At 45.1% G+C, this 15,861-nt stretch carries 11 protein-coding genes; 3 read left to right on the forward strand and 8 right to left on the reverse strand.

Annotated features, from left to right (window positions below; translation table 11 throughout):
• Positions 1-14: 14 nt before the first annotated feature.
• The 7 genes from recN to FXV77_RS18460 form a co-directional block, all read right to left on the reverse strand.
• Entirely contained in the window at positions 15-1,676 is a 1,662-nt protein-coding gene (gene recN, locus FXV77_RS18430) for a DNA repair protein RecN (RefSeq protein ID WP_148920713.1), read from the reverse strand.
• 186 nt (positions 1,677-1,862) lie between these two features.
• A complete protein-coding gene (locus FXV77_RS18435; RefSeq protein ID WP_148920714.1) occupies positions 1,863-3,863 on the reverse strand; it encodes an FAD-dependent oxidoreductase in 2,001 nt (666 codons plus the stop codon).
• A gap of 52 nt (positions 3,864-3,915) precedes the next feature.
• On the reverse strand, positions 3,916-5,376 hold the full coding sequence (locus FXV77_RS18440) for a RagB/SusD family nutrient uptake outer membrane protein (protein WP_148920715.1): 1,461 nt from the start codon (positions 5,374-5,376) through the stop codon (positions 3,916-3,918).
• Positions 5,377-5,394: 18 nt separating this feature from the next.
• Complete coding sequence (locus FXV77_RS18445) at positions 5,395-8,661, reverse strand: TonB-dependent receptor (protein ID WP_187444181.1); 3,267 nt, start codon at positions 8,659-8,661, stop codon at positions 5,395-5,397.
• 378 nt (positions 8,662-9,039) lie between these two features.
• Entirely contained in the window at positions 9,040-10,449 is a 1,410-nt protein-coding gene (locus FXV77_RS18450) for a glycoside hydrolase family 16 protein (protein WP_148920717.1), read from the reverse strand.
• A gap of 177 nt (positions 10,450-10,626) precedes the next feature.
• A complete protein-coding gene (locus tag FXV77_RS18455) occupies positions 10,627-11,766 on the reverse strand; it encodes a FecR domain-containing protein (protein WP_148920718.1) in 1,140 nt (379 codons plus the stop codon).
• Between the two features lie 119 nt (positions 11,767-11,885).
• A complete protein-coding gene (locus FXV77_RS18460; RefSeq protein ID WP_148920719.1) occupies positions 11,886-12,476 on the reverse strand; it encodes an RNA polymerase sigma factor in 591 nt (196 codons plus the stop codon).
• A gap of 227 nt (positions 12,477-12,703) precedes the next feature.
• Between FXV77_RS18460 and FXV77_RS18465 the strand changes: the two genes are divergently transcribed.
• From FXV77_RS18465 to FXV77_RS18475, 3 genes are read left to right on the forward strand one after another with little or no spacing between them, the layout of a single operon-like run.
• The gene (locus FXV77_RS18465) at positions 12,704-13,339 is read left to right on the forward strand and encodes a SprT-like domain-containing protein (RefSeq protein WP_148920720.1); all 636 of its coding nucleotides are present in this window, start codon (positions 12,704-12,706) and stop codon (positions 13,337-13,339) included.
• Positions 13,340-13,341: 2 nt separating this feature from the next.
• A complete protein-coding gene (locus FXV77_RS18470) occupies positions 13,342-15,006 on the forward strand; it encodes a M28 family metallopeptidase (protein ID WP_246162520.1) in 1,665 nt (554 codons plus the stop codon).
• Between the two features lie 48 nt (positions 15,007-15,054).
• Entirely contained in the window at positions 15,055-15,471 is a 417-nt protein-coding gene (locus tag FXV77_RS18475; protein ID WP_148920721.1) for a hypothetical protein, read from the forward strand.
• A 63-nt stretch (positions 15,472-15,534) separates the two neighbouring features.
• Here FXV77_RS18475 and FXV77_RS18480 read toward each other — a convergent pair whose 3' ends face one another.
• A complete protein-coding gene (locus tag FXV77_RS18480; protein WP_148920722.1) occupies positions 15,535-15,795 on the reverse strand; it encodes a hypothetical protein in 261 nt (86 codons plus the stop codon).
• Between the last annotated feature and the right edge of the window lie 66 nt (positions 15,796-15,861).

The raw sequence follows: 15,861 nt of genomic DNA on the forward strand, positions 1-15,861 counted from the left end.
TTGTCTAGCTAAATTTATCTCTCAATCAGCTCCTTGGCATGCTGCAAAGCCGATGCTCCGGGGTTGGCTCCGCTGAGCATTTGCGCAACTTCCAAAACGCGGTCTTCTTTATCCAACAGCGTGATATCAGTTTTGGTTTTCTCTCCCTCATCTTGCTTAAATACCTTAAAATGTGCTTGTCCTTTCGAAGCAATTTGGGGTAAGTGTGTGATGGCGAGGACTTGCATATTATTTGCTAAACGTTCCATAATTTCCCCCACCTTCAATGCCACTTCGCCTGAAATACCGGTATCTATCTCATCAAATATAATCGTCGGCAATGCAGACGTCTGTGCCACAAGCGATTTAACAGCGAGCATGACACGGGAGAGCTCTCCTCCCGACGCTACACGGTGTATAGACTGCAAAGGTTGTCCTTTATTCGCAGAAAAAAGAAATCGGACATCATCCGCACCGGTTGTTTTATATTTATCTGTCTCCAATAAGGAAAGTTCTATTTTTAGCTGAGCATTCGGCATCCCCACCTCTGCTAAAACCGCTTGCACATAGTGTTCCACTTGTGTCATCGCTTGTTGCCGAGCATTATGCAAACATTTTCCTGCTTCTTCCAAAGCTTCCAAGCACTTTGCAACTTCCTTCTCTAAAGCCTCCAATTGTTCGCCTTGATTAGCCACCACCAAAATCTTTTGCTCCAACTCATCTCGCAGCGTAATGAGCTCCGAAAGAGAATCTACCCGATGCTTTTTTTGCAGACTATACAATAGACTCAGTCGTTCATTGACCTCCACTAACCGGCCTTCATCCATAAACACGTCCTGCTCCTTGGCACTGACTTCGTCCACGATATCTTTCACTTCAATCCATACACTTTGCAAACGTTTCACTAATTCTTCCATTGAAGGCATGAAACGCTCTACGGATTGGAGCTGTTGCAACGACTCTTTTAAAGAAAAAGTAGCAGATTGTTCGCTTTCACTCAACAAATGACTAGCCCCCAACAGTCCTCTTTTTATCTCCTCTGCATTTTCCAATTGGCTCAACTCCGCTTCCAGTCTTTCCTGTTCACCATCTTCTAAATGAGCTTGATCCAATTCATCAAACTGAAACTGGTTAAAATCCAGTGTCGCGTTTGCGCTGGCAATATCTTCCCGTAGACGGTTCAAGGATTCCTGCTGTTGCTTATATTGCGATAAGTTTTGTTTATACTCTTGTAGAATCTCTTGGTTCTTTGCCACACTATCCAATATCATCAATTGAAAACGTTCGGTGTTCAATTGCAACATAGCATGCTGTGAATGGATATCAATCAACTGTTCGCCTAACAACCTCAGGACATGGAGGGTGACGGGAGAGTCATTTACAAACGCGCGTGATTTCCCGTCAACCGCTATCTCCCGACGAATAATGGTTTCATCGTCGTATTCTAAATCATTTTCTTGAAAAAAGTCTTGCAGGCTATAGGTATTTATCTTAAAAAATCCTTCTATAACACATTTTTGGTCTTCCCGAAAAAAATGCTTCCCCTCTGCACGATTCCCTAATATAAGGCCTAACGCCCCCATCATAATGGATTTTCCCGCTCCAGTTTCTCCGGTAATTATATTAAGTCCGGCATCAAATTGAATATCCAAATTTTCAATTAACGCATAATTCTTAATAAAAAGTCTATTCAGCATGGCTTCTTGTTCGTGCTATCAAATGTAAGACCAAATATTCTTTTATCCAAATACGTAGGTCGTCCATCCATCTTGTCAAGGTTCTTCATTAGGTGTAACCAAAGATCAAAGAAATAGCGGAATCCTATGCTTCGTCATTGAATCGCAGATATTCTTTTTATCATAAAAAAGCGTATCACCCAAGAACTACCGTTGGTCATCAGAAGGCACGAAAAGAACGGCGTTTGCAGCGACGATTCCGTTTGCACCTTTCGTACTGATTTCTACAAAAGCGGATTCGTCACCCTGAACAACGACAGCACTTCCCAAAGGCACCCACGTACTGGATGTTTGTCCTTTTATTTCCACCTGCGACAAATCCATTTGTTTTTCGTTGGAAGTCTTGCCATCATAAATGGTATACGTAAATAGTGATGAACTTTTAGCGGATTTCGGAAAATAGGTATACACGTTGTAGTTGCCGGCGGGCAACGATGCTGCAGTAAATTTAGCTGTACTTTGTCCATCCTTGCTATTCGCCTCTAGGTAGCTGCGTCCGTAACCATCGCCAGTACCCTGATTCCAATCTCCGGTAAACTGTACTGCATCCACATCGGAACTACTGATCAGTATATCTGACTGCCGCTTGTCGGCTTTGGGATTCGCGGCCAATACTTCTTTTATCTCCGAGACACCCACCGATTGCACATCAATGCGCTGGTCGATTGCGAAGCAAGCTGCCACCGCAGCAGACTGCCCTAACACCATGAATACCGGTTCCATTCGTATCGAACCAAAAGCAATATGGCTAGCCGACAGACAGACGGGCACCAATAGATTCGTGACCTCATTGCGCTTGGGCACGATTGCACGGTAGGAAATCGGAAATGGAGGAAAACCACCAACTTCCACATTACCTTCGTTCTTCACCATGCCATTCACCACCAACCGATCGCAGTTGTGTGAATCCATCGTATAAGCGGCATAACCCACTTCATCGGTTACCACTTCGTTGCCTTGGCAATGATGCTGCGTCATCACCAGTTCGCCGACCATCCGTCGAGCTTCGCGGATATAGAGCTGCGGACTCCAGTGGCCATCGTTTACATATTCATCTTTGGGATAACCCCATTTTTGCATTTCTGCGCGGATAAATGCGGGAACCGACGGATCATTGCCCACAAAATACAGCAACCCTTTGGTATAGTCTTCATGGGCTTTGATAATTTCCTGCCTATATGTGTAATTCGCTTCGGGGTAGTCCCAATTCATGCCAATCATATCGGTCGAAAAGCCATTGCGGTTGTTGATATCGGTTTTTCCGTTTGGCATCGGACTCCAGATGAATACGTCATTCAATCCTTTCCAGGGTTGGATTTCCTTCTGTCTCTTCAACAGCTCATACCGGGAAGGATCGTAGTTATCCGGTTCGGTAATTGGCATACGGTTTTGGGGCTCGTTAGTGAGCGTGATACGGTAGTTGTAGGCCTGTACTTTTTTATCGCCTGTACCATCGGCAAGCAGCTCGCCATTGCGGATTCCCCATAACAGCCCACTGCTGGGGTCACCGCGCTTTACATACGGGTCTATCCCATTCGGAAACTGGTGCCCATCCATTAATTGTACTCCATTTAGTGTTTCGCCGTACACCCTGTTGTCTTCCCGGCCCACGTGATACGATACACCCGCTGCGGCAAACAGATCCCCCTCATACGTACAATCCATATAAATTTTCGCTTTTACCGTCAGTGCGGGGTTCTCCGGGTTTTCAGTCGAACGGAAATGGGCTTGTGTGATGTTGGTACCAACCTTCTTCACATCCAGTAGCAATTGCCCGAATTTCACCTCGGCATCACAATCTTCCATGTACTGGTTAAAAATTGCTTCCGCCACTTTCGGTTCAAAAATCCACTGTTCAAATGCGTTATAGTGTTTTCCGATTTTTCGGTAAAAATCCAACGCTAAACCGCTTACTACATACTTATTTCCGATGTCAGTATGGCCTAGACCGCCCGAGCTCAACCCACCCAATCTGTGGCCGGGATCAATAAGGATAACAGACTTTCCTGCCTTAGCTGCTGTATAAGCAGCAACTACACCAGATGAGGTACCACCGTAGATACAGATATCGTATTCCTTTGTTTGGGATTGAACGCCGTATGCCCAACAAAAAAAAAGCGTAGCGGCAAATAATATTTTGAATTTCATGATCATTTATCAATTATGAATTAAAAAAAAGAACGAGTTATACCTTCAATATTTAATAGCCAGGATTTTGGTTTTCTTGACCGATTGCCGGATTATTGTTGATTTCATTTTCCGGGATGGGATAGAGCATCCGCTCGTCAATCAACGTTTTGCCAATTGCAGCAAATGCTTCTTTGGCTTCCCCTGTGCGTTTCAAATCCCACCAACGGCGGCGCTCGATCAAGAATTCATACGCCCGCTCCCGCATGATTGCGTCGATGAAGGCTTCCTCACCCATACCGGACGGATAATCCACCGGCGAAACCACGTTGGGATTGTATCCGTAGGCTCTTCGTTTAATCATATTCAACCGTTCCAATGCCAATGTGGAAGGGCCGCCATCAGCGCGGCAGCTGGCCTCGGCATAGAACAGCAACGCTTCGGCATAGCGATAAATCGGCACGCTATAGGTCCGGAGTCCACTGTTATCCGTAATGAATTTTTTAAATAGTACAGGAGTCGTTGCAGGAAGGGGCACCCAATCACCACTTGTATTTTGGATTTCCGTATACAAGTTGAAGGGTTTGCGTAAGTCGTCGTCATCCCAGTCCTCGCCGATCATGGAATTCATATTAGGTATCCAAGCAAAATAACCCGTACTGCTGTAGTTGTACGGCAAATTATTTCCCATGTGCAAAAAGTTGGTAATTTCTGATTGTGAAATATCCGAATGATGCACGGACATAATGTCCTCCGAACTCGTGTTCGCTGCAAAAATATGGTAGAAATCATCCGGTTTCTGCACAGATACTAACGTATACTGTCCATTCGTAATGACGTCTTCTGCTTTGACTGCCGCAGCCTCCCAGTCACCAATAGTCAGGCATACGTGTGCCAACAACATCTTTGCCGCCGATTGTGAGGCCTGGCCAGTCTCCTGACCGACGGTTGGAAGCAGACCTATTTCTGCGGCCTCCGCGTCGGCAATGATCAGATCGTACACTTCATTTTCCGGCATTCTTGGTGATTCCAAACCCGATAAATCTGTGCTTTCTGATGTTTTGATCGGAACAGCTCCCCATCCTCTTACTAGCTCAAAGTAGGCGAGTGCGCGAAGAAAATGGGCTTCTGCTAAAATTCGGGTACGTGCAGTCTCACTGATGTCGGTAATCGATGGCACATTAGCTAAAACCGCGTTAGCACGATTGATGCTTTGGTATAGCCTGAACCAATGGTTTGCTGTACGCCCGATATTCTGCTGGTCCAGCAATTGATCCATATTTGAAATGGGAGCTTGTGATCCACGGCCCAGTACCAGATCGCTATGGAGTTCCGATAAGATGAAATTATCGATGCCATAAAACTCTTTCCCCACAGCACTATATGCACCATTCAATGCGCCTTGCGCATCTATTTCATTGCGGTAATAGTTGTTCCGCGACACGAAATCCATCGGCACCTCATTCAGCATGTCTTGGCAGGCGGTCAACAACATCCCGATCCCTACAATCACTGATAAACTTATCTTTTTCATCTATTTTAATTTTTTCAATTAGAACGTTAACCTAAATCCCAATACATAGTTTTTCGCGTTTGGATAGCTGCTTTGATCATGCCCCATCCGCAACCGATTTTCAATATTCTGCGAGTCCTCGCCGCGGGTATTGACCTCCGGATCCAAGCCTGTATACTTTGTAAAAGTAAGCAGGTTTGTCCCCGACACGTAGATCCGCAATGCATTGCACCACGCCATGCCCCAGTTCGATACGGGTAAATCATACCCTAAATTAACGGACTTCAACCGGAGGTAACTACCGTTTTCTATAAACCGATCCGAAATATCAAAATTAGACGCCGAACTGATTCTTGGATACTTGGCATTCGGATCCGGATTCTCCACCGTCCAATAGTTGCCCATCAGATCCTGAAATTGATTACTTCCGCGTTGAAAGGAATTCAAATGCGTCCCGTTTGTCGCGTTGAATATCTGATTACCCTGTACCCCTTCGAGAAAAACAGTAAGGTTCACCCCTTTGTAGGACACGGTAGAGTTCAAACTATAGATCAGATCCGGCGTGGGGTTACCAAGGATCACACGATCCTGCGCATTCACTACACCATCCCCGTTGACATCCTTATACTTGATATATCCGTTCTCGTTCAATCCGTCCTCTAAGTAACCAAAAAGGCTTCCTAGCGGTTCACCTTCACGTGCGATGTTCGTACTGGACCACACAGCAGCTAAACCAGCACTGTAAATGTCGCTGCCCCCAGCCAAGGTAACCACTTCATTCCGATTAGACGACAACATCGCCCCGAGATTCCATTTCCACTCGCCGGTCAACAGATCAGCGTTGACACCAACTTCTACCCCTTGGTTGCTAATTTCTCCAATATTCTGGAATATGGAACCAAAACCTACAGAAGGCGGCAAGGGTACGGATGCGAGCAGATCGGTCGTGTTCTTCCAATAATAATCCGCGGTTACATTCAACCTATTATCCCAAATCGTAAGGTCGAATCCGACATCGGTCTGCTTGGTGGTTTCCCATTTCAAATCCTGATTTGAAATCCCAGAAGGGCTGTACCCGATCACTACTTCATTATTCCCATAGACGGTACGCATTATCCCCATCCGGTCGAGCGACTGGTATGGATCCAAAGCGGTGTTGCCCGTTACACCATAGCTTGCGCGGACTTTCAAATCATTGATGAAACTAATATCCCGCATAAAAGGCTCTTCGGATAGTCGCCAGGCAAACGCACCAGAGGGAAACATCGCCCACCTATTGTTCGCTCCGAAGCGGGAGGAACCATCGGCTCGAATACTTGCCGTAAACAGGTACTTATCTGCCAATGTATAGTTGACTCTACCCAAATAGGAAGCCAAGGCCCACTCTGCGACGCCCGAAGTTGGCGGATTAACCGTCTCCATGGCCGAAAGGTCAAAGTTTCGGGTGGTATTGCCCGGCAGCCCTGTTCCAGAGACCATAAAATTCCGGTTGTAGTCTGTTTGATAGGTAAATCCGCCCAATAACGTTAGTTGATGTATATCATTAAAGGCTTTGGAATACGTCAGTGTATTTTCATTCAGAAACGAATTCCGGTAATAGGTTTGCTGGCGAGCATAGCCCCGGTCTACCTCGAAAATAATGGGGCGGAACTGATCCTCTAACGTGTAGGCGTATTCCAAACCAACAAGCGTTCTGAATGTTAGATTTTCGCTAAGTTTTACATCCAGACTTGCGTTACCGAGACCGGTATTTCCGAGTGACGTTGTCTGGTCCTGTGCAAAAATCATGGGGTTTTGCATATCCGAAGAGCCAAAGCTATAAACCCGTTCGATCTGGGTAGGAAGCCCGCCCTCGTCATATATAGACAATGTCGGCGGTGCTGATGCAGCCGCAGATAATATCGACCCACCGCCCCGAAAGCCATTGTTTACCGGCACAGCCAACTGTTGCCTTCTGGAAAGGTTTAGATTCACATTCAACCGCAACCAGTCTTTCACATCGTGCCCAAGGTTTAACCGCACCGAACCTCGTTTCACCCCGGTATTGATCAAAATACCTTCTTGATCGTAATAGTTTCCGGATAAGGAGTATTGCGTCTTTTCCGATGCGCCTGAAAACGTGAGGGTATGGTCTTGGATTTGCGCCGTGCGCAACACGGCATCCTGCCAATCGGTTCCCGGATCCTGCACTTCATTCAGATCGAAATAAGGTTCCTGTCCCCCATTTCTCAACCACTCGTTGGCGATGATGGCATAGTCGCGGGCGTTCAACAGGTCATATTTTTTGGTGGCCTCCTGTAAACCGTAGAAACTGTTCAGCTCGACACGGCTAGGCGTTCCTTTTTTTCCTTTTTTTGAAGTGATGATCACTACACCATTGGCCCCGCGAGCCCCATAGATCGCCGTGGCGGAAGCATCTTTCAAAATATCGATGGATTCGATATCCGCCGGATTGAGGAAATTCAAGTCGCCGGTCAGTGGGAATCCATCCACAACGTACAAGGGTTGATTGTCGCCAATCATCGAATTTCCTCCCCTGACACGAACTTCTATCCGTCCGCCCGGTTGTCCCGAGTTCTGTGTTACCTGCACACCTGCGGCACGTCCTTTTAATGCTTGCTCCATGTTATAAACCGGTACGGCCTGCAAGTCTTCTGATTTGATTTGCGCTACCGATCCCGTGAGGTCGGACTTGCGAATGGTACCATATCCCACGACAACCACTTCGTCCAAATTGCTCACGGTCACTTGCATCGTCACGTCGAGACGACGGCTTATTTCATTAAAACTGTGATGCTCCTGGGGTTTATACCCCAGCATACTGAACACTAAAGTCCCTTGGATTGGAACAGCAATAGCGTACTCTCCTCGTTCGTCTGTGGTAACAGCGATAGACGTACCCTTCACGGTGACCGATACACCTATCAAGGGTCTACCTTGATCATCCAAGACCTTACCCGATATCATTTCCTGCGACTGGGTTTCGTCGGAAACCGACAACAAGCTAGCTTCCTTCCTCGATACCAGTACCCGTTTCCCGCGGATTTGGTAGGTAAGTGGCTGGTCGGTAAAACAGTACTCCAAGACCTCAACTAACGGAGCTTGATTAAAACTCAGGTTCACCGGACGGGTGCCCTTCAAATCATCTGTCAGGTAAAGAAAATGATAGCCTGTCTGCTTGCGCAATTCAGCAAAAACCGTTTTCAATGGAATTTGCTTAGCCGTAATACTGGCTTTCTGGGCGTACACCTCAGCTCCGGCGCGGACAGCGGTAATCAATACGATAGCGAGTATGATTTTGGTCATAATCAAAAGCTTAACAATGTCGCGATAATATGTCGCGGGTTTATAAGTTCTATGCGTTTTGCAAATTTTGCAAACTCCACATGTTATTGCAATACAAATTGCATACATTTGTCATACAGGTTAAATGATTATTCTGTTAAATTTCACTATCAATTGACAATATATAATTGACAATTGATCATTGGATTAGCCTGTCTGCGGCATCAGTGACCGCACCGGCCGGAAGTGTTAGCCGCACTTCCGGCTTTTTTTGGGCTTTAGGCCCTCACAGGGAATCCAGGATTGGGGTCTATTCAAGTCTCCATATTTCTATACCTCATTTGTATTCCGTTTTCATTATTCCGACTTCCGTCGGATCGCATTAAATTAGACCTCCTATTACTCTACGTACCATCCGGAACCGGGAGCATAATACTGTAGTCCATACCATAGTAGATCCGGAGTTCCTTCGTTATAAGGATTTGCAGCATCTATTTTCACAGCCACGTTGATGATGGGGTAGAAAGCCCAATCGGTGCCGCCATCGACCCTATCGAGCATATTTCTATGCTGCAGGGTTTCTTTACCATCAACGAAATGCGTAATCCAGTCATCCTCAATAATGCAGGCGTAATCGTGGGGCTCAGCATTCAGATCGATGTCCAGTTCGAAACCGGGGACACGGTCCAATTCACTTTTCAGACCATTTACCATATCCCGTACATTAGAGCCATGCACACCGATATGTTGTGCAGAACTTGTCGAACGCGGTGTGTAAGCTGCGCCGTAAGCTCCATTGAAGCTCTCAAAGAAATCGATCTCTGGCGGCCACTGGCTAGCGCCCGTACTAAGCGTGCTCCCTACAGCCCAGAAAGCAGACCAAGCTCCTTTACGACTAGGCGTTTGTATTTGAGCGCGATAAACACCCCGTCGATGCTTCCAATCCGTAAGGTTATTTCCCTGTAATACAGATGCCTGAAATGGAAATACCCTTTCACTAAAGACAACAGGCTCATCAAACTTTACCGTATGCAGCCGTACAAATGGTCTTCCTTCGCTATCCAACTCTCGTGTGTGAGGATTCACCGCATCGTCCGGAAATGCCTCTACGTTTGTGTACAGGCCAGTCTCACCGTTACCAGCCTGCGAATAGCCATGAGATAGCCTAGAGCGCCATACGGGGTTGCCGTCGGCATCAAATCCGCTATCCGACCATTCAATAGCGGCCATATCCAAATCCATAGATGGAGTCACCCCGTCGGCGTGCAACACAAGAGGATCACGGTGGAAGGGCATTTCAGCCGGAAGTTCGTTGACTGCCCCTTCCTGAATCTGGAAAAAACAAGCAACAGGACCGGCAGTTCCTTCACCAGGAAAAGTTATCTTAAATTGATCGCCAGGGGTATGCCTCGGATTTATAATGTCAACCGTAATCCAAAGATCAGCATCGTCACCGGGACGCCAATATTGATATTTGAAAGGAGTAGATATGTCTCGATTGACGTTGAAGCCCTTTGCCCCACCGGTACTCGTATTAACCTGTACATAAGCAGTGCTCATAATCGCACCGGCTAGCGTCAGCCGGACGTGAGCTTTGGTCGCACCAGGAGGGATACCAATTGGTTCTTCCAACGTGGTCATTGGATCAAGATCAATACCATTGATTGACAAGCGTCGATCTGCTATTGCAGGTATATCCTCCAACGGAATCTCCGAATCTGGATTTACAATATACTCGCTACAACTTACGATTGAGCTGATCACCAACGCTGTGATGACCAATCCGATATTACGTCTACTTCTTTTCATAGCAATAATATATTACAGTTCTTATAAAATGATTATTCTGTTAAATTTTATCATTGTGCGTTGGCACATACCAACGAACCATTGGATTAGCTTTTTGTGGCATCCTTACCACTCCGACCGAAAGCGTTAGCCGCACTTTCGATTTTTTTTTTTTGCTAATCTGAGTAAAGATTCAGATTACCAGATCATCCTAACCTCCTTTCCGTTACGTTCAAATTTAACCTTGCCGACTAATTCCAAGTCGGCCAACAGTTCATCGATTCCTGCTGTGATTGGGAAACTTCCTCCGAAGCGCTTCTTGGGGAGATTCGCGTCGATAACGATCCGTACATCATACCACCTCGCCACGCTACGCATGACCGAAATTACATCCATGTCGTCAAACAGAAAGTAACCGTTTTTCCAAGCCATCGCCTGCTCCAAGTTACTCTGTTTCTTCACTAACTTTCCATCTGTCGAGGAAATAGCCTCAAAACCCGGAGTCAAGGAAAGCGTCTTACCCAAATGGTACACATCTACACCACCTTCCAATAGTGCGGTGCGTACCTCATTATCTGAAGCATATGCAGAAACCGTGAAATGTGTACCCGTCACCGTGATTTCCCGTCCTTGCGTCAGCACCTTAAACGGTCTCGACCGGTCGGTCATTACTTCAAAATAAGCCTCCCCGTTTAATACGACCTTACGTTCACGCCCCGTAAATGCGATAGGATAAGTGAGCGTTGTTGCTGTATTCATCCATACTTTTGTTCCATCGGGTAAGACCACCTTGAATTGTTTTCCATTGGGCACATGGAGCGTGTTTTGCGCTGGGGTCTCGGACGTACTTCCTGACTCAGCATTCGACGACTTCTTGTAAACCAGTTCACCGCCGTCCAGTTTCTGGATATCGACACGGCCAGTATGACGCACCAGTCCGCGTTCTAAGCTATCTACCCCAACTACCGAACCGTCGGCCAATGTTAACCGGATACCATCGGATGGATAGGAAGCTGTTTCTGAAATTACGAACAATTTTTCCTGAGCGTCTTTCTTCTCTCCGAGAGACCACATCACTCCAAAAACTGCCAGTAGAGAAGCCGCAACACCTCCATACCATAATCTTTTAGACCGGGAAGGTTTGCCTACATGACGTCGCTTATCAATCCCTTGCCTAATCCGAATCCCCATTAACACTCTCTCCTCCTCGCTTTCCCACGACCAATTGTCGATAACGGGGTCACGAAGAACCATTTCTTCCAGAAAGCGCTTTTCCGCCTTGGAACAGGTACCATCGGCATACCGATGCAATAATTTTCGAAATTCTTCTCGCTGCATGTCAGTTTATAATAGTCCCAGTTTATAATGGTCCCTTTATTGAAAGAGTATAACACCGTGGCCAAAGGGGTACGTCTCGAATAAATTATTCAGCAAACAACTGATAATCAGAAAGAAAATTAATTAAAATAGTTAATGGTTAGTGTCAAGATGAGATATGAAATGTAATCCTCATCGAGTCTAAGGCGTAAGTGTTTCAACGATTTATTGATTTGTTTTTTTACTGTCTGATCCGAAATCTTCAATCGTTCGGCGATCTCCTTATAAGACAGATGCTCTTTACGGCTTAGCACAAATACCTCACGCATCCGCTCCGGAAGTTTATCAACCTCGGCATCAATGATGTCCGATAACTCTCGAGTATCTATTTTCGCCAACATACTTTCATCGGCTTCCCCATAATGATCAACGAGTCGACGTTCAATATCACCATGTTTCACTTGCTCGCGAAAGCGCTTAAAAGCCAAATTTCTCGCAATAACAAACAAGTACGATTTTATGGATTTGATATTTCCCAATTTACCGCGCATCTCCCAAAAAGCTATAAACGTTTCTTGGACGATATCGGCGACGTCATTTTCATCCGGCAAAATACGGATAACATACCGAAATAGGCGTTCCCAATACGCATCGTAAATAGCAGAAAAAGATGATTCCTCTTCTGTACCTAAAATCCGGATATGATGCGTATTTTTATTTTTGGTTGCCATAAATCTACCTTATCATAAGTCACAATTGATCTGTGTGAAACAAATGTACATTAAATCGCTCAATTACACACAAACGGATAAAAATTAAGCAGCTTTACCGCCCCCAAGTCGCCCCATTGCTTATCTTTATGTTGATTTAAAAAAGTTATATGAAAACAGCAGGACTAGACGTACATAAAGATAATGATTTCGGTGGGTATAGAAAAAAATCAATATGTTTGTAAAACATGCCCGATTTCTCTAAACAACTTAGTCAATATATGCCGGAGGCTGCTGCTCCGATTATTTCCGCATGGATTAACGACACCGGATGTCAATTCAGAATTTCGAGACGTCGCAGAACAAAACTAGGCGACTATACCGCACCATTTCGCGGAGCACCCCATAAAATATCGGTCAATTACGACCTCAACCCCTATGCTTTTCTTGTTACAACTATACACGAATTTGCCCATCTACAAACTTGGCAACAGCACAAACACCGGGTGAAGCCACATGGCACCGAATGGAAGAACCATTACAAACTGTTGATGGCTCCTTTTCTCCAATTAGGTATTTTCCCGGCAGATATTCGCCAAGCCATCGTACAATACATGGAAAATCCGGCGGCCTCCAGTTGTACAGACGTACACTTATACCGCACGTTGAGAAAGTACGACGAAAATGCGACCGAACAACTTACCATAGAATCTATTCCGACAAATAGTATATTTGCATTGGAGAATGGACGTATTTTCCAAAAGAGAGAAAAACTTAGAAAGCGATATAAATGTATCGAGCTTAGTACAGATCGCGCCTATCTCATCCACCCTATTGCCGAGGTTATTTTAATAGAGGATGCAGGGGGTATTAAAAATATATAACGATGATGAAAAAAAACTTACTATTGATTCCCGCTCTGGCGGGTGTATTGTTCTCCTGTCAAGAGGGCAAACAAGACAGGCATAATACAGATGGGCTAGATTCCACGGCTTTGTCTGCTATTACAGAAGACACCTATAGAGCACATGTGATCAAACTTTCTTCGGATGAGTTTCTTGGTCGGAAACCTTTTACCAAAGGAGATACGCTGACTGTACAATATATTGAGCAACAGTTTAAAGATTTAGGATTGCAACCCGGCAACGGCGAATCGTATTTTCAAGAAGTACCTTTGGTGGAGATAGCCTCGGAGCCTAAGCATAAAACCCTAACATTTAAAGGCAAATCAGGCACTGTTTCGGCAAACCATCTCGATGATTATGTTATCGGAAGTCGGCGTCTACAAGATGATATCGACATACCCGAATCAGCATTGGTTTTCGTCGGGTTCGGCATTGTTGCTCCGGAGTTTGATTGGAACGATTACGAGGGTTTGGATGTCAAAGGTAAAACGGTGGTAGCGATGGTGAGCGATCCAGGTAGATATGATAAAAGCTTATTTAAGGCGGATACGATGACCTACTATGGCCGTTGGAAATATAAATATGAAGAAGCTGCCCGTCAGGGTGCGGCCGGTATTCTGTTGATTCACGAAACGGAGGCAGCAAGTTACGGTTGGAACGTGGTCCGATCAGGTTGGTCCGGACCTCAACTTGAATTGGTATCAGAAGACGATGGAGCTTCATTCGCCGAGTTTGAAGGATGGATTTCCAATGAAACGTCCAAGAAACTCTTCCAGTTAGCAGGGGTATCGCCGGATATTATGGAAGAAGCTAAGAAACCTGGGTTTAAAGCTGTGCCTCTAGATGTAACCACCTCTGTAGGCATCCATAATACATTTCGAAAATCGACTTCCAATAATGTCATTGCAAAAATAGAAGGTTCCAAGAGACCGGAAGAGGTCATTATTTATACGGCACATTGGGATCATCTGGGCGTAGGAGAGTCTGTTGATGGTGATGCTATTTATAATGGTGCCATTGACAATGCGGCGGGTGTATCGGCATTGTTCGAAATAGCAAAAGCTTTTCAAGCAGCACAGGTAAAACCAGAGCGTTCGATTGTTTTCCTTGCCGTAACAGCAGAAGAAGAGGGTCTACTTGGATCAGCCTATTATTCACAGCACCCTATTTATCCATTGAATAAAACCATCGCTAACCTTAATATGGATGCTTTCAGTGCATTAGGAGCAACTAAAGATGTTTCGGTGGTAGGCATCGGACAAACAGAGATTGAAGATTACGTAGAGAAATCAGCAGCGAAATTCGGGCGCGTGATGAAAGGAGAAAGTGATCCGACTTCTGGGGGGTTCTACCGTTCCGACCACTTCAACTTCGTAAAAGTAGGTGTTCCGGGGCTATTTATGGGGGCTGGGAGCGAACTTCTATCGAGCGATACGGCTGATATTGAACGCCGAAGAGAAGCCCTTGCGGGCCGGTACCATACCGTAATGGATGAAGTAGACGAAAACTGGGATTTCGGTGGTATTTTGGAAGATATACGCTTATTTTTCGACATCGGCTATACCATGAGTATGGAAAGTACATTCCCCAACTTTAAGGCGAAGTCCGAATTTAAGGAACTGGGAGATAAACGTTTGGGATTATAAATTTATTAGAGAGAGAACAATTAAATACAAACAAACATGTTAACAGGAATGAAACATCTACATTCAACTTTAGCCGTTATCTTATTATTGGCTTTAGTTATTTCAATTGTAATTACAGCAGTCAATTATTTCAAGGCAAACCCGTACAACCGCAAAATAGCGTTGATTGGGCTAATCAGTGCACACCTTCAGCTTATTGTCGGGTTAGTTATCTATTTCGTTTCCCCTCTCGGGATACAGAGTTTCTCTGGAGCAAACATGAGCAACAGCTTATCCAGGTTATATTTTTTAGAGCATCCGCTGATGATGCTTATTGGGATTATACTGGTTACCATCGGTTATTCAAAAGCGAAAAGAGCAACCGAGGGTTATGCCGCCAATAGGACGGTGTTCATTATGTACACTATTGGCTTAATTGTATTTTTATCCCGTATTCCCTGGAGTACCTGGTCGCTTTTAGCATAATAAAACAAAAGCCCGGACGAAAATGTCCGGGCTTTTGTTTTATTCATTATTGAAAAAGGAAACCTAGTTTTTGTTTTTGCCAAATCCCAAAATCTCGAATACTACTTTGAATGCAATGATCGACGCCACTACCATCAATATATTTGCTATCAAAGAAAACATAAAGGTCATCTGATCCAACGAAGGTAAAACATCAGGAACAAACCGGATGAATACACCTACCAAACCAATGACAATCGCAACCGTTAATTGTACATAATATTCCGTGCGATTAGCGTTATTGTCTGTCTTTTTTGCGGGTCTTTGAGACACAGTATTTTCCATATCAGTCTATATCTTTTTTTATTGACTACAAATATATCACTTTTTTCTTATTATTGCAGAGGAGAT

The sequence above is a fragment of the Sphingobacterium phlebotomi genome (genome assembly GCF_008180195.1).
GTDB lineage: Bacteria > Bacteroidota > Bacteroidia > Sphingobacteriales > Sphingobacteriaceae > Sphingobacterium > Sphingobacterium phlebotomi.